The sequence below is a fragment of the Paenibacillus donghaensis genome (assembly GCF_002192415.1).
GTDB classification, from domain to species: domain Bacteria; phylum Bacillota; class Bacilli; order Paenibacillales; family Paenibacillaceae; genus Paenibacillus_AQ; species Paenibacillus_AQ donghaensis.
The window spans coordinates 5838378-5862422 of sequence record NZ_CP021780.1 but is presented as its reverse complement, the minus strand read 5'-3'; the positions used below and the strand labels follow the sequence as shown (position 1 = coordinate 5862422).

Here is a 24045-nt window from a genome sequence, read left to right as displayed (position 1 = left end):
TCAGATGAAGAAAAAATCAGGAAAAACATCCATTCTGCTCACGTCGGTGCTCAGCCTTGCGCTGCTGGCCGGCTGCGGAGGCAATAACAGCAATACGGCGGCTGAGGCGACCAAGGCTCCGGAGAAGGGCAACGGCGACGCTGCCACAGAGGCAACATCAGCTCCGGCTGAGACTGCGGCCACTGGCCTGGACACCTCAAAGAAGGTGGAGCTGCAGTTCTACATGCTGGGTGATGCGCCGAAGGATCTGGCTACCATTGAAGCCGAAGTCAATAAGATGGCCAAGGAGGACTTGAACGCGACCATCAAATTCAATTTCACCACCTGGACGGACTGGGATCAGAAATACAAGCTGCTGCTCTCCTCTGGCCAATCCATTGACCTGATCTTCACTGCCGACTGGACCCAATATCAGGCCTATGCCAAAAAAGGCGCCTTCCTGCCCCTGGATGATATTCTGCCAGTCGCTGCACCGGAGCTGCAGCAATTTGTGCCCCAGGACATGTGGGATGATGTGAAGATCGACGGTAAAATCTACACCGTCCCTGCTACCTACAAGGAATATGTAACGAATGGCTTCGTCTGGCGCGAGGATCTGCGCAAGAAATATAACCTCCCTCAGCCAACCGATCTAGCCAGCTATGAAGCTTACATGGAGGGCATTAAAAAGAACGAGCCGGATATGAATCCAGGGTCCTTCAACAGTGATGTAAGAGGTAATCTGCATGATGTGTACACGACACTGAACTCCATCGTGGGGAGTCCGCTTCCATACGGGGTAGGCATCAAATACAACGATCCCTCCAAGGCTTATCTGTATTGGGGTTCCGAGGAGCATAAGGACGAATTGCAGACCATGCGCCGCTGGCAGGAGAAAGGTCTGATCTCGAAGAACGTGCTGAACGTCAAGGACACCATCCAGGCACCGATTATTGCCGGCAAGGCCGCCAGTATCTTCGGAGACAATCCGACCCGCTTCAACGATACGCTGATGAAGGTCAAGGCTGCGCATCCCGATTGGGATCTGGGTTATTATCCATACGGCAAAACAATTGGCTATGCCACACCGGTTCACCCGATCCACAATGGCTTCGCCATTCCGAAGAGCAGCAAGAACCCGGAGCGTGCTCTGGCCTTCTATGAGAAGATGGTTATGGACAAACGCTATAACCAGCTGACCCAATACGGGATCGAAGGCAAGAACTACAAGATTGATGCCGGAGGTTATTATGAGCTGATCGGCGACGCCTCCACCAACGGATTTAGCCGCGAGGGCATGAATGGCTGGGCCTGGCGGAATCCTGAATTTATGCTGTTTGATAAATCGTATGACGGCGTGAAGGCGATTTTTGCCGAGCTGGATCAGATCCAGAAGCCGGACCTCTTTACTGGCTTCGCCGAGGACTACACCTCCTACCAAGCGGAGAAAGCGGCGCTGGAGCAAGTCGAGAAGCAATACCTCTACCCGTTGCAGGCGGGTCTGGTTGAGGATATCGACGCAGGTCTGGCGACCTTCATGCAGAAGGCGAAGCAGGCCGGCCTGGAGACAATCCAGACCGAATACATCAAGCAATGGAATGCTTATGTGCAGGAGAAGGGCTTGAAATAACAACTCACCGCATTTCTTGCGATTTACCGAAATTCAGAATGCTACCGAGTGGATATGAATCCACTAGAGTAGCATTCTTTTTTTACGCTCTTTTTCATTGGTCAAAATCTTACACGCGAAGTGGTATAAATCCTAAGCCGATAAAGTCTTCTTAGTTTTCTATAATGATCTTATTAGTAAAACAAACATACAGGAGGCAAGATTATATGTCCATGGCTATGGAGCGAACGGCGGACGGACAGAAAAAAAAGTGGTGGAATCCAAGAAGCAAGGAAGCGGTTATAGGCTGGCTTTTTCTAGCGCCTGAAGCGCTCGGAATTATCCTACTGGCTATTTTCCCCTTGTTTTTTTCCTTGTTTTTGAGCTTTACCAACTGGAACCTAGTAGGCGGGTTTGCCGAAATGAAGTGGATCGGATTTGATAATTTCACCCGGCTGCTGGATGATTCTAAGTTTTTGAAAGCGCTGCAGAACAATCTTTTCTTCACGGCGGTTACTGTGCCCCTCGGTTTGATTATTGCGATGGTGTTGGCTGTAATTGTGCATACGAAGGTGTATGCCAAAGATTTGTTCAAAATATTATTTTTCATTCCTTATATCTGTTCTACGGTAGCTGTGGCTGCGGTATGGTCAGCTTTATTCCATCCTTCCAATGGTCCCATCAACCGTTTCCTGATGCAGATGGGTCTTGAGAATGTTCCGAAATGGCTGGTGGATTCGCATTATGCCATCATCGCGATTATGGTTATTGCGATCTGGCAGGCGCTTGGGTATCAAATGATTATTTTTCTGGCAGGGTTGACGCAGATCTCAGAGGATTTATACGAAGCCGCCGAAATTGACGGTGCTAATGGATTTAAAAAGTTCTGGCATATCACCATGCCGATGCTGGCCTCTACCACACTATTCTTGACGATCACAACGATCATCAGCTCGTTTAAAGTATTTGATCTGATCAAATTTTTAACGGATGGCGGACCCAACGATGCTTCAACCGTAATTGTTTACCGGATTTATGAAGAAGGTTTTGTGAATTTTAACATGGGATATGCTTCGGCACAGTCATGGATATTATTCCTGCTCGTTATCCTAGTAACTTCTATAACCTGGGTGTTTCAAGCTCGGGAGAAAACCGTGTAGGGGAAGGTGCAGCAGCTATGAATATAAAAAAGTTAGATTTCAGCCGATTGATTTTTACTGTGCTGTGCAGTATTCTTTCGATCGTATTCATTGTACCGCTGATATGGATGGTATCAGCTTCAGCTAAACTGGAGCGCGATGTCATGATCTATCCGATTCAATGGATTCCACGAGATTGGAACTGGGTGAATAATTTCCACAAAGTATGGCTGGACAATGTTCCGTTCACCTTATTTTACTGGAACTCCATAAAGCTGGCGGTTATCGCTACACTTTGCACGCTGGTTTTCTCCTCAATGGCGGCCTTCTCATTAGCCAAGCTTCGGGCTCCAGGAAAAGGGATCATGTTCGGCATGATGATGTCGTTTATGATTATTCCGGAACAGGCGACACTGGTACCCAGGTTCATCATGATTAAATGGCTCGGTCTGTATAACACACATGAAGGTATTATCCTGATGCTTATGTTTTCCATGTACTTTACCTTTTTGATGAGGCAATTTATGATGGGGGTTCACAATGAATTTATTGAATCTGCCAAAATTGACGGTGCCGGTTACTTCAGAATCTATGCTCAAATCATGGTGCCGCTATGTCGGCCCATCCTCGCAACAGCAGGGATTATTAAATTTATCTGGACCTGGAATGATTATCAGAATCCGCTGATCTTCCTGTTCTCAAAGGAGCTGTACCCGCTGCCGCTGGGTATTCAATTCTTCCGTCAGGAGTACTCCAATAATGTATCATTGATGATGATGGCAGCAGTCTCGGCAATTATTCCGCTGATTATTGTGTTTGTTATTCTGCAGAAGCAGGTGATTAACGGTATTACAGTCGGAGGAGTAAAAGGCTGAAGCATCAGATGAAAAAATATTACACGCAAAAGGCGCAATCAGAGTACACGGTAAAACGCTTACAATTGATTATGATAAATATAGAATACAGTTACAAAAGAGAAGGGGATGTAAAAATGAAAAAAATCACTGTAGGACTTATGTTATGCCTCATCTTGGTTTTGACGGCTTGTGGAGGTAATAATAATGCCGGAACAGCGAATACTGCGGGGAATAACTCACCCAAGGCAGAAGGTGAAAAGGACTCGAAAGAGCAGGTCACGCTAAAATTGTATACCAACGCCAAGGGGGAGTCTGGCGAACCTATGATGAAACTGGTAGACGCTTTCAACGCACAAAGTGAAAATGTCAAAGTGGAGCACGTGGCACTCGTCCAAAACAATGATTCACGTGAAATGCTGCAAAAACTTGATGTGCTGTCGGCCTCCGGTGAAAAAGTAGACCTTGTGCTTCTTAATAACGAAGGTTTTGTTCTGGAACGTGCAGGTAATGGAATGTTATCTCCACTGGATGAATTCTTTCAGGCAAACAACATTAATCCTGAGGAAGAATATTACCGTAATCCTCTTTTCGATGGCAAACATTATGGCGCAATGACTGACGCCAGCTTCTGGTTCGTGGCTCTGAATGAGAATCATCTGAAGGAAGCAGGTCTGGAAGTACCTGGCTTCGAATGGACCTGGGATGATTTCAGAGATTATGCCAAAAAACTTGCAAATACCGGAAAGGACCGTAGCGGTGTCTATTTCCACACCTTTGGTGAATATGCCAATCTGATTGCCTACACCGATTTCAAGAACCCGCAAATGAAGGAAGATGGAACGCTGCTGTTCGATGATCCGTCGTTCGAATACTGGTTCAATCTGCGCCGGGCGATGGAAGTGGAGGACAAGTCCGTTAAGCCGCTTGCAGATATTCTGGCAGCCAAGCAGCACTGGGCTACTGATTTCATGAATGGCACCGCAAGCATGCTGCCAATTGCCGGCTATGCGCTGGATGAAGCGTTCCTTAATACGGAAAGTTATCCTCGCGATTTCAAAATTACCTTTGCCCCTCTTCCACGTTCATCGGAGAATGTTGAGCCTGGTTTGACCAGTATCAGCGGCAGCTTCCTGACGATCCACAAGAATTCCAAGAACAAGGATGCAGCCTTCGAATTCATTCGATATGCCACCATGGAAGGCGCTGAACTTTCGGGACGCATACCAGGCTGGAAGAAGGCAGATGGCAAGACGGTTCTGGATAAAATCATCGGAGATAAAACGGATCTTGTGGATAAAGAAGTGTTGTCTAATACTCTGTTCAACGAGAGTGTGCGGACAGCCGGTTCCTCCGAGGTCAGCGTCTCCTTTCAACAACAACTGAAAAAAGTTGCGGAAGGCGGTATCAATAAATTCCTGCTGGACAACTCAACGTTTGAGGAAGCCCAAAAATATATGATGGAAGAAGGGCAAAAAATTATTGATACGAATAAATAACAACTTATAGCATGCTGGGGAGATCGGTTCATCGATTTCCCTGTTTCTTTTCTCGGGACTACGGTAACATCATGGAAACGACAGGCTACTGGAGGAATGACACTTGCGTTGGTTATATCGAATTTCTTTTTACCGCAGGATACAGGCTGCTCTGCTGCTCTTCCTGATTCTCCCTCTGCTTCTGATTTCGGGTTTCTCTTATATGGCGAACAAACAGGCGAATGAGGAAAATATCCGTACCAGTATGAAGGGGATTATTGGCATATTGGCTAATGATTTGTCCAGAATAGCCAACGACGCTACATATACGGTAAATCAATTTTCGTTATCCCAGCCCAATGGTATCTTCACCAGTCTCAGAAAGCTTGAACATTTGCGAAGCTTCAATAATTTCAATCAATACCGGGATTATGCCAATCTGAACGAGAACGTGAGCCTGCTGATCGGTAAATTATCGCTGGTGCATGTTAGCGTTTTTTTCGTCAACCGTGAGTATTATCCTATTGTTGGTTCCATCAAAAGTGAGGAAATTACCCAATTACGGCAGGATAAGGACTTTGAGCACATGGCGGATTCCGAAGCTGCCTCTGGTCTTGTTAAGTGGTTCCGGGCTGAAAAGGATGGCGGGTACGAAGGCATATTTAGTGAGGATTATTATTATTTTATTAAGAAATCGGTCTATGACCCTATTCGCCACCAAGTGTTAGGCACGATGTTTATTGGTGTTCCCGAATCCTACTTTCAGCAGCTGTTTAAGAATTCCGGGGGTGGAATGCTTTCGCTGTATGAGGAGGATGGGCAATTGATTGCCGGGATGGAAGGGAGCCCAAGCACTCTTAATACAGTAGCGCGAAAAGGCTGGATGCGGGGACAGGTAGACGTTCCTGGAACCTTCTGGAAGTTAACCTACGAGATTGAGAAGAACTCGGTGACCGGAGATTTGACCCAACGCTATTCGTATATGCTGATGGCCTTGTTGATCGTATTGTTTGTTTTTCTGTTTATGTCGGTTGTTTTTGCCAGAGGACTTAACCGGCCTATCGGAAAATTAATGCGAATTGTCAAGCAGTATGGGGAAGGGAATACATTAATCCGCTACAATCTCACCGGTCAGGATGAAATTTCTGTGCTCGGCAATACGATTAACCATATGATGGATAACATCAATACATTGATCCGGAGGGTGGAGGCAGAGCAGGAAGAAAAACGGATCATTGAGCTGTATGCATTATTCTCGCAGATCCAGCCCCATTTTCTGCTGAATACGCTGAACTCCATCAAATGCAATCTGGCCCTGGAAGGAAACCAGGCGCAAAGTGAAACCATAGATTCACTAATGAGCCTGCTCCGGGCCCATCTGCGGGTGAACGAACCTCTGCAGCTTGCTGAAGAGTGCAGACTGCTCGACCAATACGTTTCGATTATGCGGATGAGAAACCGCCTGAATATCGAACTGAAGATTGAGCTGCCGGAGCAATTCCGTTCGCTCAGCGTTCCAAGGTTACTGCTGCAGCCATTGGTGGAGAACAGTATTGTTCATGGCATGACACGCCAGGTACACAGCCCCTGCATTCAAGTGACAGTCGCAGAAGCTGTCGGGGGGGTGGAGATTCAGATCGAAGATAATGGTAAAGGCATTGACGAAGTGCAGGCCAAATTGTTGAATGAGAGACTGCTTAATGGGACGGAGCATCGAGGGGAACGTGGAATCGGGTTGTACAACGTTCTGCGGCGTTTGAAGCTTACTTATGGCGATAAAGCATCCTTTATTGTTCGTCCAGGTGTTTCCGCAGGTTGTGTATGTATCTTATTCATCCCGGAAGTGGAAGAAGCCAGAGAGGAAATGTGACATGACCAAAGTGATGCTAATTGATGATGACGTGCCGGTTGTGGAGTATTTACTAAAGTTTATTCCGTGGGAGCAACTGGATATGAGTGTTTGTGCTGCCGCATATTCTGCAGAAGAAGCCAAAGAGTTGTTTTATTCCATGCAGCCTGACATTCTTATTACCGACATCGGCTTACCGGACGGAAACGGCATTAAACTGGCTCGACACTTCCGTGTAACCAGCCCTGGGCTGCGGGTTGTTTTTCTGACCTGCCATGAAGATTTTCAGTTTCTAAAAGAAGCTCTCAGTATTGAGGCAGACGATTATATCGTAAAAGACGAGCTCAGTCCGGACAAAATGGTTGAAAGCATTCGTAAAGCACAGGCACGAATCCATTCTGCGCAAACAGAGCTAGAGAGAATTGCCTATAAAAGTGATGTGGAACGCAATAAAGATATTTTGACACAGCAATTTTTCGATGAACTACTACACTCGGCAGATCCGCGAAATGCGCTAATCCAAGGAAAAAGGCTCGGTATTGAATGGAATCAGCCCTGTTTCTCTGTGGTGCTGTGCCATCTGGACCTCGGCAGGCTGTTCGAAATCTATGATCGAAAACATCTGGAGTTAGTACGTTATGCCGCCTATAACATTGCTTCGGAGCTTGCAGCAGGGACAAACGTTATGCCAATTTTGGCCCGTGATACCCGGCTCTGGATTATTGCTAATACAGCGGATGCGGAAACGGCCAGGAGAGAGCTTGGTGATTATTTAGCAGGACTGCGTACCAAACTGGATGAATTTCTGAAAATAGACTGCTATTTTACGGTCGATGACAGTGCGGGTCCGCTAAGCAACTTAAAGGCAATGATTAATGGAATTAAAGAAGAACTTACTCTGCAATATTACGATACAGGCTGGGTTGTTCATACCGGCAGTTGCCAACAAAGGGAGTACCAAGCGGGAGATACAGCATTTGGAGATGATATCGAAGAATATGCAGAGAAATGGATAACAGCCTTATGCGAATTCAACCGTTCTCTCGTTCATATTTATATAGGCACTATCGAAAAGCTGGTCCAAGAGCAACGACTGAAGCCCATCAGGGCTCAGGATCTGGTGATCCGGCTTTTGCAGCAAGCGGCTTATAAGCTCGGACAACAAATTGAGGAGCCTCTACAGCAGGATATCCGGCAGACGATTCGCATCGGAGAGGCATTCCGCATGGTTCGTTGGTTTACGGACCGTTTGTTGTCACAGACGAGATCGGCGTATGAGGACAAGTATATTTCGAATCCTGATCTACGGATGATCAATGCTTATATTTTCGAGCAAATTCAAAAAACTATCACATCCATTGATATAGCCAGACATCTCCACCTGAATCCGAGTTATTTCTCGCGATATTTCAAAAAAATGGCGGGTCTTAATTTCACGGATCATGTCCATCTGCTCAAGATGGAGGAAGCTAAACGGTTGTTGGCGCAAAATAACGAAACCGCTGAAAATGTGGCTTATATGCTAGGTTATTCGGACCGCGCTTATTTTTCGAAGGTATTTAAAAAATATACCGGCACGAGTCCCAGCGAATTCAAGCTAAAGTTAAAAAATAACGAAACGGAGCGAAGACAATGAACACTAACCGTAACGATTTCCCGTGGGGCCCCTGGACGTCCGATCAGGGTGACGGAACCTTTGTGAATCCGGTACTTTATGCTGACTACTCAGATCCAGATGTCATCCGGGTAGGGGAGGATTTCTACATGACCGCCTCCAGCTTCGGGCATATACCGGGCCTGCCTATTTTGCACTCCAAGGATCTTGTGAATTGGCGTCTGATCAATCATGCCCTTCCGCGTATGCCATTTGCCGGATATGATAGCCCACAGCATGGTAACGGAGTCTGGGCGCCCAGCCTCCGCTATCATGACAATAAGTTCTGGATTTTCTACGGTGATCCTGATATTGGCATCCTGATGTTGACCGCTGAAGATCCTGCCGGTAGATGGTCAGAGCTTCATTTAGTCCATAAAGGCAAAGGATTGATTGATACCTGCCCATTCTGGGACGATGACGGCAAGGCTTATCTCGTGCATGCATATGCGCATAGCCGTAGTGGGATCAAGCACCGCCTGCGTATATGCGGGATGTCGCCGGACGGTAAAAGCCTTTTGGATGAGGGAATCAGTATTATAGATGATCCTATACAGCATAACACCATTGAAGGTCCCAAGATGTATAAACGCAACGGATATTATTACGTGTTCGCGCCTGCTGGGGGTGTAGAAGAAGGGTGGCAAACCGTGCTGCGTTCCAGCAAGCCTTGTGGACCCTATGAATCGAGAATCGTCCTTAAGCAAGGAGAGACGTCGGTTAACGGCCCCCATCAGGGAGGATGGGTAGAACTGGAGTCGGGTGAGTCGTGGTTCATGCATTTCCAGCATAAGGATGCTTACGGAAGAATTGTACATCTTCAGCCGGTAACTTGGGTAGAGGATTGGCCCCATATAGGAGAGAACGTCGGTGAAGACGGAAGCGGAGAACCGGTTGCCGGGTTCCGAAAGCCGGCTACAGGTGCGACGGTCCCTTTGGAAGCCCCGTCCGCTTCTGACACCTTCATTGAGGAACAGCTTGGCTTGCAGTGGCAGTGGCAGGCTAACCCTGAAGCTTCTTGGTATTCGTTAAACGAGCGTCCAGGATACTTGAGGCTGTTTGCTCTGCCAGTCAACATTAAGCCTACGAACACACTTTTCCAGACCCCGCAGCTGCTGCTGCAGAAATTTCCGGCCCCTGCCTTTGCGGCATCAACACGGCTGGAACCGGCTAATCTGCAGAGCGGCAGTCGGGCTGGACTGATGGTCTTTGGATACAGCTATGCGGCCCTTGTATGCATTCGTGAGGAAGAAGAAGCTGGCGGCTGGCGGCTCCAACTTGTTGAAGGAAATGCAGAAACGGAGCAAGTAGTGTGGGAGCAGCGTGCGGGCAGTCAGTCGGTTATTCTGCAGGTTGACGTGGAGCCGGGTGGGCAGTGCTCCTTCCGGTTCAGCTTGGACGGAGAGCAATTCGAGTCCATAGATCGGCCGCGATTTCAGGCTGTGGTCAGCAAGTGGGTAGGCGCGAAAGTCGGCTTGTTCGCCACCTCGACTGAACAACCAGGAGGATATGCAGATTTCGGATGGTTTAAGGTGGCAGGCCTTTCCTGATACGCAATCAAAATGAAGGTTCAGAAACGGAGTGAGAATAGTGACAAATCAGTTTGACGAGAAACTGTGGTACCGTAAGCCTGCGGAAGAGTGGAACGAAGCACTGCCGCTTGGAAATGGCAGGCTGGGTGCCATGGTGTTTGGGAAGAACGGCACAGAGCATATTCAAATCAATGAGGATTCCCTGTGGTATGGGGGGCCGCGGTCCCGGTACAATCCTGATGCTGCGGCTGCTCTGCCACAAATCCGTGAGCTGGTGTTTGCAGGGAAGGTGCGTGAGGCACAACGTCTGGCTGTGCTGGCCATGACGTCCATACCAGAAACACAGCGGCACTATCTCCCCCTCTGTGACCTGATGCTTACCTTTCTAAATGAGGATGGTGGAGACAAGGTTCAGAATTATAAGCGGGAGCTCGACTTGCAGAATGCGGTAGTCCGAGTGTCTTATTCGTTTGGAGGTATTCATTATCGGCGGGAACTGCTGGCAAGCTATCCTGATAACGTGCTGGTTATCCGCTTGACGGCGGACCGGCCCCATTCGATAAGTATGACGGGCTGTCTCACCCGGGCTAAGGGACGTTACGCAGAGCGGGTCAGAACTATTGGCCTGGACCGGCTGGTTCTGAGCGGCAACGCAGGCGGAGAGGGCGGAATGTCTTACAGCGCAGTGATTAAATGTACCATAATAGGCGGGAGCCAGCAGATCATCGGAGAGCATCTCGTAGTGGAGCAGGCTGATGAGGTGGTTATGTATTTGGCAGGGGCAACCTCCTTCCGTCATGCTGATCCTGAACAATATACTCTTGAGACTGTTGAAGCTGCAGCCTTGAAAGGGTTCAAAGCCATTCAAGCTGATCATGAAGACGACTACAGAAGCTTATATGAAAGGGTTGGAATCACGCTTGGAGGTGATGACCCAGAAGCGGGTGTTTACGATACATTGGAACGTCTGCAGCGTATTCGTACTGGTGTGGATGATCCGGGGTTCTGCTCGCTGTATTTCCAGTTTGGACGTTATTTGCTGATTGCCTCCAGCCGTCCTGGATCGCTCCCTGCCAATCTGCAGGGCATCTGGAATGATCAATTTCTGCCCCGTTGGGATAGCAAGTATACTATAAATATTAATTTGCAGATGAATTATTGGCTGGCAGAAACCTGTAATTTATCAGAGCTTCATGAACCGCTGTTTGAGCTGATAGAACGTCTGAAAAAGTCCGGTCAGTATACAGCCAAGGTGATGTACGGCTGCCGGGGCGCAGCGGCCCATCATAATACGGATATTTGGGCGGACTCTGCCCCGCAGGATGCCTGGGTGCCTGCTACATATTGGCCGCTTGGGCTTGCCTGGCTGTCGCTGCATCTGTGGGAGCATTTCGAATTCACGTGTGACCAGGCGTTTCTGACGAGGCATTACGATACGCTGAAGGAAGCTTCCTTGTTTGTGCTCGATTTTCTTACAGAAAGTCCGGAGGGGGAACTGGTTACCTGTCCGTCAGTATCACCTGAGAACACATATTTACTTCCAGACGGGCAGCCAGGAATATTCAGTTACGGGTCGACCATGGATAACCAGATTATTCGCGCGTTGTTCCGGGCTTGTATCCAAGCGGCAGCTATTCTGGGAATTGACGATAACTGGGGCCAGGAGCTCGAGGCAGCGTTAGAGCGTCTGCCTGCAAATAAGCTGGGCAGGTCGGGCGGAATAAGAGAATGGGTGCATGATTACGAAGAATTTGAACCGGGACATCGGCATATTTCGCATTTGTTTGCTCTACATCCCGGTAATGAGATTACAGTTTCCGAAACGCCTGAGCTCGCGGCAGCGGCCAGAGTCACTCTTGAGCAGCGTCTGAAAAATGGAGGGGGACATACCGGCTGGAGCCGGGCTTGGATTATCAACTTTTGGGCCAGACTTCAGGACGGAGAACAAGCCGGCCAGCATCTGCAAGCCTTATTGGGCCAGTCCACATTACCCAATTTGTTCGACAATCATCCACCGTTTCAGATAGACGGAAATTTCGGTGGCACAGCTGGAATTGCTGAAATGCTGCTTCAGAGCAGCAGCGGCGAGCTTCGCCTCTTACCTGCGCTTCCGCCTAAGTGGACCGAAGGACAAATAACCGGACTCAAGGCTCGTGGGGGGTATAGTGTGGACATACGCTGGTCCGATGGATGTCTGCAGGAAGCGCGGATCACTGCAGAGCACAGTGGCATCTGTTGCGTATCGACGTTGGCTGCCGGGATATCTGACAGCTGCGAGCTTGAAGTAGTATCGGGTCATTCCTATCACTTGATTCTGCAATCGGGACAATTAATAGTGAGTTCGTCAGACTGAAGGATGAACGACAGGATGAGCATGAGTGCAAGTTGCAAGACTGGTTTGAGGGCAGCCATGAAATTTACGGCGAAGTTTCACTTGCTCCGCCATGCCTAATGCTCCCTCCTGAACAGAGCAGGAGTGACGCCCGTAATCTTCTTGAATACACGGTAGAAATGCGGCAAGCTCTCGAAGCCGCAGGCCACCGCAATGCTGCTCACGCTGGCATCCTTCAAGCGGAGCAGCTCTTTGGCGTGGATAATCCGCTTGGTCGTAATATAACCGGTCACGTTTATGCCGGTACGCTGCTTGAACACCCGGCTGAAATGCGCCGGGCTGACCGCCGCCTGCTTCGCCAATGCCGCCAGTCCGATGTCCTCGAACAGTCGCGTGTCGATCTCGCGCAGAATGTCCTGCATCCACACCGGAGCGTCCTTGGAGCCAGAGAACGGCAGCTGTGGCCCGGTCTCGCGGATCAGCGCGAACAGCAGCCACTGCAACTGAAGAGACACAGCCTGCTGGTAATCGCTGCGCTTCAGCAGCAGCTCCTCGCGGATCAGGGCAAGCTGTTCCTCCAGCTTGGTCCGGAACAGCGGCTGGCACTGTAGCTTGTAGCTTTTGAGCAGCTTGCCCTGCTCGAAGGGCTGCAGATACGAGAACGTATCACCAGCCACCGCCGGAGACACGAACAACGGGTTGAAGAACAACGCCGTCGACGTCACCGGATTCAAGCTGTCTGGGAAGGCCCGGTGGATCGTATCCTCGGGAATGATGAACAAATCACCAGGATGCATATCATAGAGCGTCTGATCAATGAAGAAATGTCCTGCGCCGCGATACACATAGATCAGCTCACACCAGTCATGCAGATGATGCGGCAGCTCTTCGCCGGATTGTTTGGTAGCCTTGTAGACCAGATCGAATGGAAACGAACGGTCAGTATGAAATTGCTTGTGTACCGGTTCCACCGGCACTCACCTCCAATTTGTCCGCACTATCATATCAAATATCAAAAAAGAGTACAATATTGCTTCAATACGTTATTTTAATCTTTATTATTGCTGTTATGATTATTACATAAGGGTTGAGAAGGAGGCATGCTCAGTGCGCATAGACAGTCATCAGCATTATTGGAAAATAGAGCGCGGCGACTACGGCTGGATTACACCGAAACTGCCGGTGCTGCACCGTGACTTCGGACCGGGACAGCTCGAACCCCATCTGATGCGGCATCAGCTGGACGGAAGCATTGTCGTTCAGGCTGCGCCAACACTGGCGGAGACGGACTACATCCTGTCGCTCAGCGGACAGTCGGAGCAGATCCTTGGTGTTGTAGGCTACCTTGATCCCGCAGATCCCGCCTGCCGCGAGCACTATGCGGCGATGGCCGCACATCCCAAGCTGGTAGGCATCCGGGTCATGATCCAGGAGATGGAGCAAGCCGGGGAGCTGCTGCAGCCGCCTATTATGGAAGCGTTCCACTGGTTGGCCCATGAGCAGATTAATGTCGATCTGCTGGTGGTAGCCGATCAACTGCCGCAGTTGTTGAAGCTGCTGGAGCAGGTGCCCCATCTGCGAGGGGTAATCGACCATATCGCCAAGCCAGATATTGCTGCCGGACGGCTGGAGCCGTGGGGCGAACAGCTCCGCCTACTTGCCGGTTATCCTAATGTATACTGCAAGCTCTCCGGGATGGTAACCGAAGCGGTACATCAGCACTGGAGCACGGAGGATTTCCGGCCATACATCACACAGGTGCTGGACTGCTTCGGCCCCCGGCGTGTCCTGTTCGGCAGTGACTGGCCAGTCTGCCTGCTGTCTGCCAGCTATGATGAGGTAGTCGGCGTGCTGGAGGCATGTCTGCCGGAGGGGTATACAGAAGAAGACCGGGAGCGTCTGTTTGGAAGGAACGCGGCAGAGTTCTACAGACTTAGGGTATAAGCTGAAGAGTTATATTTAAATCAAATAAAGGATGTGCATAACATGAAATACAGACCGCTCGGCCAGACTGGGCTGGACGTTTCCGTGCTAAGCTTCGGGGCATCCTCCCTGGGCTCCGTATTTAGAGAAATTAATGAAGCGGAGGGAATCCGCACCGTTCATGCTGCTGTCGATCAAGGAATTAATTATATCGATGTTTCACCGTATTACGGATTAACCAAGGCAGAGACGGTACTGGGCAAAGCGCTTGCCGACTTGTCGCGCGACCGGTTCCTGCTGTCTACCAAGGCTGGCCGGATTGGACCCGAGCAGTTTGATTATTCTGCCGAGCAGATTACTACCAGTCTGGAGGCCAGCCTGAAGCGGCTGGGAACCGATTATGTCGATATTCTGCTGCTGCATGATATGGAATTTGTTCCGTTTGAACAGGTGGTGCAGGTTGCGATCCCGACTCTGTACAAGCTGAAGGAGCAAGGCAAAGCCCGGTTCGTCGGCGTATCCGGCCTGCCCCTGCAGATCTTCGAGCAGACCCTGGCGCAGGCGCAGCTGGATGTGATTCTCTCCTACTGCCATTATTCGCTGAATGATACCTCCTTGCTGCGGCTGCTGCCGCTCCTGGAGGAGAAACGGGTCGGGGTGATCAACGCATCGCCGATTTCGATGGGACTGCTGAGCACACGTCCGCTGGCTGACTGGCACCCGGCTCCGGTCGAGATCCGCCGGGTATGCAAGCTGGCTGCCGGCCACTGTGCGGCCCAAGGAGAAGATCTGTCCAGACTGGCGATTCAATTCTCGGTGGCGAATGAACAGATTCCGACCACACTGGTCAGCACGGCCAGTGTGGGGAATGTTATCAACAATATCGCCTGGTGCGATGAGCCGATCAATGAGCAACTTCTCAAGGAGGTACTGGAGATTCTCCAGCCGATACACAACCATACCTGGCCGAGCGGACGTCCTGAGTATAATCTGCAGCCGAGTTAGCCAGTTGCCTGAAGTGATCTGATGATAGAGGAGTGTCTACACGTGAAGAGTATTGTATGTGAACAGCCCGGTCAACTGGTGCTGAAGGAACTTGAAGAGCCTGTCGTGAGCGAAGGCTCGGCGCTGGTTGCGATTCGGCGGATTGGTATCTGCGGAACCGACCTGCACGCGTATCAGGGTAAACAGCCTTTTTTCAGCTACCCCCGCATTCTGGGGCATGAGCTGGCAGGTACGATTGAACAGATTGGCGGCAATGATCAGGGCCTGAAGGCAGGCGACCAGGTAAGTATCATCCCTTATATGCACTGCGGGAGCTGTATTGCCTGCCGCAACGACAAAACCAATTGCTGCACTGACATGCAGGTCTTCGGCGTGCATATTGACGGCGGCATGAGAGAGAGGGTCACCGTTCCGATCAGCCATCTAATCCAGACGAACGGGCTGTCGCTGGAGCAGAGCGCGCTCCTTGAGCCGTTCAGTATCGGCAGACATGCGGTGCGCCGCTCTGAGCTGCGGGCCGGAGAGGTAGTGCTGGTCATCGGCGCCGGGCCGATAGGACTTGGGGTGATGGTTTTTGCCAAGCAACAGGGGGCAACAGTGATTGCTATGGATGTGAATGTGGAGCGGCTGGCCTTCTGCAAGCAATGGGCCGAGGCGGACTACACCGTACATGCCCTTCAGGAGCCAGGCGCAGCAATTGCCGCGCTTACGGGCGGCGATTATCCGACGGTTGTGTATGACGCCACAGGCAACCTGCATTCGATGAGCAGCGCTTTTGAGTATGTGGGCCATGGCGGCAAGCTGGTTTACGTAGGGCTTGTGCGCGAGGAGATCACCTTCAATGATCCCGAATTCCACAAACGTGAGATGACGTTAATGGGCAGCCGGAATGCGACCCTGGAGGATTTCGGGCAGGTGATGGAAGCGATGAAGGACGGAAGTCTGGACGTAGGGGCTTATATCACGCACCGGGTGCCTTTTACGGAGATGATCTCCCGGTTTGACCGCTGGTTGCTGCCGGAGGAGAAGGTTATTAAGGCGATTGTTGAGCTGTAAGGCAGAATACTGGGACTAGAGAGAGCTTCCGGGTAATGATGGATGGAGTAAAAATAACAGGGGGTCGAAAGCACGAAATACTTGTGCTTTCGACCCCCTGTTTAGATTATTTCTGTGATCCATTGGCTGCGATATAGTCGCGAACCTGCTGCAGGGTCTGGGCGAAATCTGTGCTATCATTGTTCCAGATAGCGATGTCGGCGTGTGCCATATACGCATCGCTAAGTTCCTCGCCTTGGGCCTTAGCCACCCTGGCGGCTGCTTCGGCCGGGTCACTGCCCCGCTCCAGCAGTCTTTTGCGCAGACTGGCCAGATCCGCGCCAATATAGATGGCGCGGATATAGGGACCGTATTGTTTTTTGAGCGCGAGCACTCCCGGCAGGTCCATGATACTGTTGGCGTCCATCTTCCCGGCTAGCACCTCCTCCACACTGGAGCGCAGAGTTCCATAATAGTGGCTGTTGTACAACGTCCATTCTACCAGTTCGTTCTGCTCCATTTTATGCTGGAATTCTTCTGTGGAGAGGAACCGGTAATGGATGCCGTCTTCTTCACCGTGCCGGGGCGGACGCGTAGTGGCGGTGATAATTCTCGGAAATAAGGGAGAGGTCAGCTGCTGTTGTATCTCTGTTTTTCCGGAAGCGGAAGGGCCATACAATATGAATATTTTTCCCATAGGGGTTACACCTTCTTCGTTGATCTCGATAGTGAATTGAATAGGAGAGTATAATAGATTAGTATTATACAGTCTGTCGCTGCAAATCCGCCATGGCTTATTATAGACTTTTTCGGACTCCGGCGCGTCATTTCATGTTTGTGGAATTCCCGCTCATTGAAGGTTACCTCCTCATACACGGTTACTCCTGCTCTGTTAATGAAAAACTATCTTTTTGGGTTATATAATACAAGCGGCTATTTCACTTCATCTCCCGGATGAGATACACTAAACACAGGTCTATAGACCGTTATATGAACTGGATGGATGGGGACAGAAGGAGGAGTCGTCATATGATCAAAAAGCTGTACACGCTTCTGGGGCTGCTCTCCTTGCTGGTGTTGCTTGCGGGCTGTGCGAGTGGGGGCGCCCATGTCACTGTGCACCGGAATGGCAGCATCGATCTGGCGGTTAATCTCCAGCTGGATTCCCGTGCGGAATCGCTGATCAGCGGCACGCTGGAGGATAAGCTGACCAGCAGCCTTTCGGATGCCGGTATTGAACTGAAGAAGACTAAAGACGGCAATTCTGCACAATATCAATTTATGAAATCCTATGCTTCTTTTGAGGAGATACGTGCTACTTCAGGCAACTGGGATGTGGTGGACACGACGGTGGAGACGGCGGACCGCTGGCTGTTCACCCGTTATGACGTCCAGGCCCAGCCCAAGCTGAAGACCTACGCCGACAATCTGATGGACACAATCGGAACCCCGGGGCTGTCGAAGCCGCTGGTCAGACTGCTGATGGCCAATCTGACGTTTGACTTCAAGCTTACGCTGCCGCTGGACCTGATCGGTGATAACAATGCTGCTGTGGATGAGGGCAGAACGGTGGCCTGGAACATTTCGCTGGCCGACACGGACCCTGTGCAGCTAGTGGTGTATGTGCCGAATATCAAGAATATTGTAATTACCCTCAGCATTCTGGCTGTAGGTATGGTGGCAATTATCTTATGGATCATTCGAGTGAAACGGCGGAATAAACCGACAGAACGCAAGGAATAAGTGGCTATATAAGATGAACTTAAGAATGAAGTAGTGGAGTTGCCAGAAATCCTGAACCATAGGGCTTCCTGGCAACTCCGTATGTAACATTCTTAAGTTCACGTTCTATATATGTTTTATATTTGCAGGGCGTATTGCAGGAATCAGGGAGTTTGGGTTATAATTAGTACCAGGTACTAGTATCAGATACTATAAGATGGGGTGATGCAGCTTGACAGGCGCCAAAATAACAGCAATCGGTTCCTATGTGCCGGCTCGTAGACTAACCAATGCCGACCTTACGCAGATGGTGGATACCAACGACGAATGGATTGTTCAGCGGACCGGTATCCGTGAGCGCAGAATCGCCCGCAAGGATGAATATACCAGTGATCTGTGTACGGCTGCCGTACAGGATCTGATGCATCGTTATGATAAAAAAATGGATGACGTCGATATGGTCCTGGTAGCGACCAGCACGCCTGATTTCACTTTCCCCTCTACGGCTTCGATTGTGCAGCATCGGCTGAATATTCCGCTGAGCGCGGGAGCGTTTGATCTAAGCGCAGCCTGCGCCGGATTTGTCTATGCGCTGCATACCGCCCACAGCTATGTGGCATCGGGAATGCACCGCAAGGTCCTGGTCATCGGGGCTGATACAATCTCCAAAATTACGGATTACAACGACCGCAGCACCTGTGTGCTTTTTGGCGACGGGGCTGGGGCAGTGTTAGTAGAGAGCGACGGACAGGCCGGGGGCTTTAAGGGCTTCCATCTCGGAAGCGACGGTGGCGGGGGGCATCATGTCTACCGTACAGGGTTGTCCCATACGGTAAATGACGTTGAAATGGTCGATTCGCAGCTATTGGTGCAGAACGGGCGCGAGGTATTCCGCTGGGCGGTAAGAACGGTTCCGGACGGCGTGAAGCAGCTGCTCGGCAAGGCTGAAATGAGCCTTCAGCAGATAGACTGGTTCATCCCGCACAGTGCCAATATGCGGATCATTGAGCCGATCTGCGAGCGTATGGGCTACCCGATCGAACAGGTGCTGCACAGCCTGGTCTATTTCGGCAACACCTCAGCTGCGACGATTCCGCTCGCACTAGACCTCGGCATTCGTGAGGGCAAGGTGCAGAACGGCCAGAACCTTCTGCTGTATGGCTTCGGAGCAGGCCTGACCCATGCCGGCCAACTGGTGCAGCTGGATCTGGCAGTACAGACAGGGGAACCGACAACGCTGTAAATGTAGATGCAGATGTGAATTCAGTGCAATTAGTGAACGTGATATAGAATGATGGATTGCGAGTATAGATGTGGAAGTAGATGTGTTAATAGACGTAGAAATAGATGGTATAGCGTGCAGGACAACATGCAGCTGCTTGGGCGAGGTTCGCTTGAGCTGCTGCTTTTTGTGTGAGCGACGATAGGGAGAAACTACCGTTAAATGTCAGCCTAATGGCATTAGCGGTAGCGTCAAGAAGTTTGTGTAATTATCTTTAAAGGGTTGTAGAAATGGGACAATGGATATGATTGGTTTTCAAAGGGTCAGGAGGGATCCCCCTGCGAAAATTACCTTTCATATCCAGTTTCTGCTGCCGTCAGTTTTACTCTTATTTGTCTTGGGCTGGGGGATACTAGTAGGTTTTTTTAAAAAAAATAGGAGCTGTTGGTTAAAGCGACTGTTGCCCGGCACAGGTGAACTGCATTTCATACACTTATTTCAAGCAAAACAGCGGATAAAATGACTTTAACTGTATGGGGTACAGCTATTTCTGCGAAAAATGCCGTCGAGGGCCGAAATGGGGATTTTTAGTTGTACGAAATACACTTATATCCCATTTGTAGGCGAAACCCGCTATTTTAAATGTACGAAATACAGTTAAGTCTCTGCCACGCCTGTCCATCTGCTTACAAGCTCTCCGGCATCGCCCCTACCCCCTGCTCCCGCAAGACTCGCGCACGATCAGCGCGGGTTCGACCGTGAACGAGCCGCCTGCGGACTGGCCGTTGATCAGGTCGAACAGCATGTGGGCGGCGAGCACGCCCAGGCGCTCCTTATTCTGGCGGATCGTGGTCAGCGTAGGGCTGGTGTATTTGCAGGCCTCGATGTCGTCGCAGCCAATGATCGCCACATCGCCTGGAATCTGCAGGCCATGCTCCTTCAGCGCCCGTACCGCGCCAAGCGCCAGCAGATCGGAGGCGGCGAACACCGCGCGCGGCAGATTGCCGGAGAGCAGCCACTGCTTCATTACCGCATAACCGCTCGGCTCGAAGAAATCCTCTCCATGCACGAACCAGTCCCGGTTGACTGTCATGCCGAAGCTTTCAATCGCCTTGATATAACCGGCTTCCCGGCGGTTGGAGATATCCGAATCGGCGCTGCTTCCGATGAAGCCCAGCTCCCGGTAGCCGAGCAGATAGAAATGTTCCACCACCTTGGAGGCAATCTGGAAGTTATCGGACATCAGATAAGCAGACTTACTGCCCGTCAGCTCCAGATCGACTCCAATACAGGGAATGCTGCTCTGGTCCAGCTCACGGATCGCCGGTTCCATCTTCTGGCCCGAGATGATCACACAGCCATCCACCTGGAAATGCTGGCAGCGGGCGAAGTAATCCCCGCTATGAATGAACTTCTCGTTGGAGAAGAAAATAAGATCATACCCCAGCACCCCCATCTGCTTCTTGAAGGCATTCAGCACCTCCACGAAAAAAGGATGCGTAAACTCCACGTTCAGCTCACCGGCAAAAATAACCCCGATCAGGTTGGATTTGCGGGTAGCGAGTGTTTTGGCGGAATTGGAGGGGGAATATCCGGTCTGCTCAATAATCTGCAGCACCCGCTGCTTGGTCTTATCGGAGACGTCGCTGTAGTTGTTCATGATCTTGGACACCGTGGAAACCGACACTCCCGCCATTTCGGCAATCCTCTTGATATTCATATGCATAAGAATAACACCCTTCGCTAAGAGAATTAGATGGATGGACAGGCCCTGACTGTACCCAAAGAAGAAACGGCTATAACCACCCTGTGAAGGACGGCAACCGTTTCTGTGAAGAATAGGAGCATATAGATGGCGGATCTCAGGTTTCCTTGGGAATCAGATCAAATATCTTGCCGTTCTCAAAAGCCTCAATCAGCTTCAGCAGCCAGCGGTAGTATTTAATCGCGTCTTCAATCTTCTCCTGATCGCTCTGCAGGAGCTTGGTCAGTAGAGGATCATCATGATAGTCGCTCTTCATGGCGGCAATTTCAGCAAGCGATTTCGCAAGTGCGTTCATGTTGCCCTCGACCGCTTTTCTCCATTTAATCGAGAAATAATCGCTGAAGTTCTGATGCCAGTCCGGCACGACCTCAAACAGATCCTTCCGTGTGCCTTTACCCCACACCTTGTCAATCATTTTCAGGTCCAGCAGGGTGCGTACCCCCGTACTCATACTGGTTTTGCTCATACCCATAGTTTTGCTAAGCTCGTCCAGTGTTACAGGACCATCATTGAAATACATATAACCGTATAAATGCCCAATGGATAAGGTGATGCCGTAGAGATCCATGTTCTTGCCGATGGAATCAATGACACGTTCCCGGGCTTTGCTGACCTTCTCTGTTTGTTCGGGCGAAAGCCCTGCTAAATCGTTCATGGTGTACCTCCTGAGGAATAGGCTGATCAACTGCAACCCTCTAGATTGTATTGTAATCAAATCGGCTGTAAGAAGTAAAGAATTCGTCAATAAAGGAATACGGAGAAAAACAGAGTATTCTGTACGTTAAGTACATAAAGTTAAAACTGTACACTAAATTTTATCCGAATATGGGCTTTGCGTCTCTTTTCACAAGTCCGTTAGACTAATAGAAGTGATTTACCCGGATAGATGAACGGGAGAAGGAGGGTTACATGCCTACTATAGAAGTGAAACAACTTACGAAAGTCTTCGGACATGATGCGCAGCGGGCGCTTCCATTATTAGAGCAGGGGTGGTCCAAAGAGAAGATCGCCAAGGAGCATAAGCTCACGGTGGGTGTGAACAAAGCCGAGTTCAGCATTGAAGAAGGCGAAATCTTCGTCATTATGGGATTATCCGGCAGCGGCAAGTCAACGCTTGTCCGTCTGCTCAACCGTTTGATCGAGCCCACTGGGGGGCAAGTGCTGTTTAAAGGGAAAGATGTTGTCAAAATGAATCCCGAGCAGCTGCGTCAATTCCGGCGCAAGAACATCGGTATGGTCTTCCAGAAATTCGCGTTGTTCCCGCACCGTTCCGTGCTGGCCAATGCGGAATACGGACTGGAGGTTCAGGGCGTAGAGAAGAAGAAAAGAACTGAACTGGCCATGGAAGCGTTGGAACTGGTCGGCCTGAAGGGCTGGGAGAACCACCGCCCCGATCAGCTGAGCGGAGGGATGCAGCAGCGTGTGGGCCTAGCCCGCGGCTTGGCGAATGATCCCGACATCCTGCTGATGGATGAAGCCTTCAGTGCGCTGGACCCGCTGATCCGCAAGGATATGCAGCAGGAGCTGCTGGAGCTGCAGGCCCGGGTGAAGAAGACCATTGTCTTCATTACTCATGATCTGGATGAAGCGCTGCGGATCGGTGACCGGATTGCCCTGATGAAGGACGGCGTGATTGTGCAGATCGGTACGCCGGAGGAAATCCTGATTCAGCCTGCCAACAAATACGTGGAGCGATTCGTCGAGGATGTGGATCTGTCGAAGGTGCTGACGGCAGCACATGTGATGCGCCAGCCGGAAATGGTCCGCCCGGAGCGTGGTCCGCGTGTAGCCCTGCAGTTAATGCGGGACAGCGGGGTTTCCAGTCTGTACGTAGCGGATAAAGAGATGAGACTTCAAGGTGTTATTACGGCGGAAGATGCGTCGCTGGCACTGAAGGAGAACAAAAGCATCCTTGATGTCCTGCGCCGGGAAATTCCGCGTGTATCGCCTGACACCTTGCTTAATGATTTGTTCGAACTGATGTCTGAGACCCATTTGCCGGTCGCTGTAGTTGATGAAGCTGACCGCTTGAAAGGGATCGTCATCAAAGGAGCCGTTCTTTCCGCCCTAGCGGGCAATGCGGTACCGGAAGGAGGCAGCTTGTAATGGATATTCCCAAGATTCCGCTGGGTAAGGCGGTCGAATGGCTGGAGCATTGGCTAGAGCTTTATTTTGGCCCCGTATTCGATTTGATTCTCACTGTAATCGGCGGTATGGTGCAAGGCATCGAAACCGGACTTACCATCCTGCCGGCTCTCGTAGTGATCGTCCTGATTGCTGCCCTGAGTTACTGGATCGGCAAATGGCGCCTCGCGTTATTCGCGGTAGTCGGCCTGCTGCTAATCGATAATCTCGGCCTGTGGGGGCCGACGATGCAATCGCTGGCGCTGGTGCTGACAGCATCTATTCTGGCCGTGGTGATCGGCGTGCCGATTGGGATTCTGTGCGCACAGAGCAACAACTTCAAGAATATTGTGACGCCGATTCTCGACTTTATGCAGACGATGCCTGCCTTTGTGTATCTGCTGCCTGCAGTGTCCTTTTTCTCACTGGGTGTTGTGCCCGGTGTTATCGCTTCCATTATCTTCGCCATTCCACCTACCATCCGGCTGACCAATCTGGGTATCCGCCAGGTATCGGAGGAGCTGGTGGAGGCTGCGGATGCGTTCGGCTCGACTCCTTGGCAGAAGCTGATCAAGCTGCAGCTGCCGCTTGCCATGCCTACCATGATGGCTGGAATTAACCAGACTATTATGCTATCGCTGTCGATGGTGGTTATCTCGTCGATGATTGGTTCGCAGGGCGTAGGGACCTATGTGTACCGTGCGGTATCACAAGCCAAGACCGGTGCCGGCTTCGAAGCCGGGATTGCGATTGTTATTATTGCGATTCTGCTCGACCGCATGACTCAGAATTTATTGAAACCCAAACATAAATAAGGGAGTGT

The 24045-nt window shown here is 50.5% G+C and carries 19 protein-coding genes; 15 read left to right on the top strand and 4 right to left on the bottom strand.

Features of this window, described 5'->3' with window-relative positions:
- Positions 1–4 precede the first annotated feature (4 nt).
- From B9T62_RS26485 to B9T62_RS26450, 8 genes are all read left to right on the top strand, one after another.
- Positions 5–1609, top strand: coding sequence for an extracellular solute-binding protein (locus B9T62_RS26485; protein WP_087918022.1), 1605 nt, complete (start codon positions 5–7; stop codon positions 1607–1609).
- A gap of 212 nt (positions 1610–1821) precedes the next feature.
- Entirely contained in the window at positions 1822–2748 is a 927-nt protein-coding gene (locus B9T62_RS26480) for a carbohydrate ABC transporter permease (RefSeq protein ID WP_087920436.1), read from the top strand.
- Positions 2749–2765: 17 nt separating this feature from the next.
- Complete coding sequence (locus tag B9T62_RS26475) at positions 2766–3602, top strand: carbohydrate ABC transporter permease (RefSeq protein ID WP_087918021.1); 837 nt, start codon at positions 2766–2768, stop codon at positions 3600–3602.
- Between the two features lie 8 nt (positions 3603–3610).
- A complete protein-coding gene (locus B9T62_RS26470; RefSeq protein ID WP_087918020.1) occupies positions 3611–5080 on the top strand; it encodes an ABC transporter substrate-binding protein in 1470 nt (489 codons plus the stop codon).
- 103 nt (positions 5081–5183) lie between these two features.
- A complete protein-coding gene (locus B9T62_RS26465) occupies positions 5184–6929 on the top strand; it encodes a sensor histidine kinase (RefSeq protein WP_087918019.1) in 1746 nt (581 codons plus the stop codon).
- Position 6930: 1 nt separating this feature from the next.
- Entirely contained in the window at positions 6931–8544 is a 1614-nt protein-coding gene (locus B9T62_RS26460; protein WP_169834438.1) for a response regulator transcription factor, read from the top strand.
- Positions 8541–10112 carry a glycoside hydrolase family 43 protein gene (locus tag B9T62_RS26455; RefSeq protein ID WP_087918017.1) on the top strand — a complete coding sequence of 524 codons (1572 nt, stop codon included), beginning with the start codon at positions 8541–8543 and terminating at the stop codon, positions 10110–10112. The genes B9T62_RS26460 and B9T62_RS26455 overlap by 4 nt, the downstream gene beginning before the upstream one ends.
- A gap of 40 nt (positions 10113–10152) precedes the next feature.
- A complete protein-coding gene (locus B9T62_RS26450) occupies positions 10153–12447 on the top strand; it encodes a glycoside hydrolase family 95 protein (protein ID WP_087918016.1) in 2295 nt (764 codons plus the stop codon).
- A gap of 95 nt (positions 12448–12542) precedes the next feature.
- Here the strand turns inward: B9T62_RS26450 and B9T62_RS26445 are convergent, their stop codons facing one another.
- On the bottom strand, positions 12543–13397 hold the full coding sequence (locus tag B9T62_RS26445; protein ID WP_169834437.1) for an AraC family transcriptional regulator: 855 nt from the start codon (positions 13395–13397) through the stop codon (positions 12543–12545).
- Positions 13398–13533: 136 nt separating this feature from the next.
- Between B9T62_RS26445 and B9T62_RS26440 the strand changes: the two genes are divergently transcribed.
- Genes B9T62_RS26440 through B9T62_RS26430 form a run of 3 tightly spaced genes read left to right on the top strand, consistent with a single transcriptional unit; the run spans position 13534 to position 16410 of the window.
- The gene (locus tag B9T62_RS26440; protein WP_087918014.1) at positions 13534–14370 is read left to right on the top strand and encodes an amidohydrolase family protein; all 837 of its coding nucleotides are present in this window, start codon (positions 13534–13536) and stop codon (positions 14368–14370) included.
- Positions 14371–14412: 42 nt separating this feature from the next.
- The gene (locus B9T62_RS26435; protein ID WP_087918013.1) at positions 14413–15354 is read left to right on the top strand and encodes an aldo/keto reductase; all 942 of its coding nucleotides are present in this window, start codon (positions 14413–14415) and stop codon (positions 15352–15354) included.
- A gap of 42 nt (positions 15355–15396) precedes the next feature.
- Complete coding sequence (locus B9T62_RS26430; protein WP_087918012.1) at positions 15397–16410, top strand: zinc-binding alcohol dehydrogenase family protein; 1014 nt, start codon at positions 15397–15399, stop codon at positions 16408–16410.
- A gap of 106 nt (positions 16411–16516) precedes the next feature.
- Here the strand turns inward: B9T62_RS26430 and B9T62_RS26425 are convergent, their stop codons facing one another.
- Entirely contained in the window at positions 16517–17086 is a 570-nt protein-coding gene (locus B9T62_RS26425) for a guanylate kinase (protein ID WP_087918011.1), read from the bottom strand.
- A gap of 332 nt (positions 17087–17418) precedes the next feature.
- Between B9T62_RS26425 and B9T62_RS26420 the strand changes: the two genes are divergently transcribed.
- Together B9T62_RS26420 and B9T62_RS26415 are read left to right on the top strand one after the other, a co-directional pair.
- The gene (locus B9T62_RS26420; RefSeq protein WP_087918010.1) at positions 17419–18132 is read left to right on the top strand and encodes a hypothetical protein; all 714 of its coding nucleotides are present in this window, start codon (positions 17419–17421) and stop codon (positions 18130–18132) included.
- 211 nt (positions 18133–18343) lie between these two features.
- On the top strand, positions 18344–19354 hold the full coding sequence (locus B9T62_RS26415) for a ketoacyl-ACP synthase III (RefSeq protein ID WP_087918009.1): 1011 nt from the start codon (positions 18344–18346) through the stop codon (positions 19352–19354).
- Between the two features lie 688 nt (positions 19355–20042).
- Here B9T62_RS26415 and B9T62_RS26410 read toward each other — a convergent pair.
- Both B9T62_RS26410 and B9T62_RS26405 read right to left on the bottom strand, forming a co-directional pair.
- Entirely contained in the window at positions 20043–21053 is a 1011-nt protein-coding gene (locus tag B9T62_RS26410; RefSeq protein WP_087920435.1) for a LacI family DNA-binding transcriptional regulator, read from the bottom strand.
- Positions 21054–21195: 142 nt separating this feature from the next.
- A complete protein-coding gene (locus tag B9T62_RS26405; RefSeq protein WP_087918008.1) occupies positions 21196–21753 on the bottom strand; it encodes a GbsR/MarR family transcriptional regulator in 558 nt (185 codons plus the stop codon).
- Positions 21754–22007: 254 nt separating this feature from the next.
- On the opposite strand from B9T62_RS26405, the gene B9T62_RS26400 reads away from it, so the two are divergent.
- A complete protein-coding gene (locus B9T62_RS26400; RefSeq protein ID WP_087918007.1) occupies positions 22008–23204 on the top strand; it encodes a quaternary amine ABC transporter ATP-binding protein in 1197 nt (398 codons plus the stop codon).
- On the top strand, positions 23204–24037 hold the full coding sequence (locus tag B9T62_RS26395; protein WP_087918006.1) for an ABC transporter permease: 834 nt from the start codon (positions 23204–23206) through the stop codon (positions 24035–24037). The genes B9T62_RS26400 and B9T62_RS26395 overlap by 1 nt, the downstream gene beginning before the upstream one ends.
- The last annotated feature ends 8 nt before the right edge of the window (positions 24038–24045 follow it).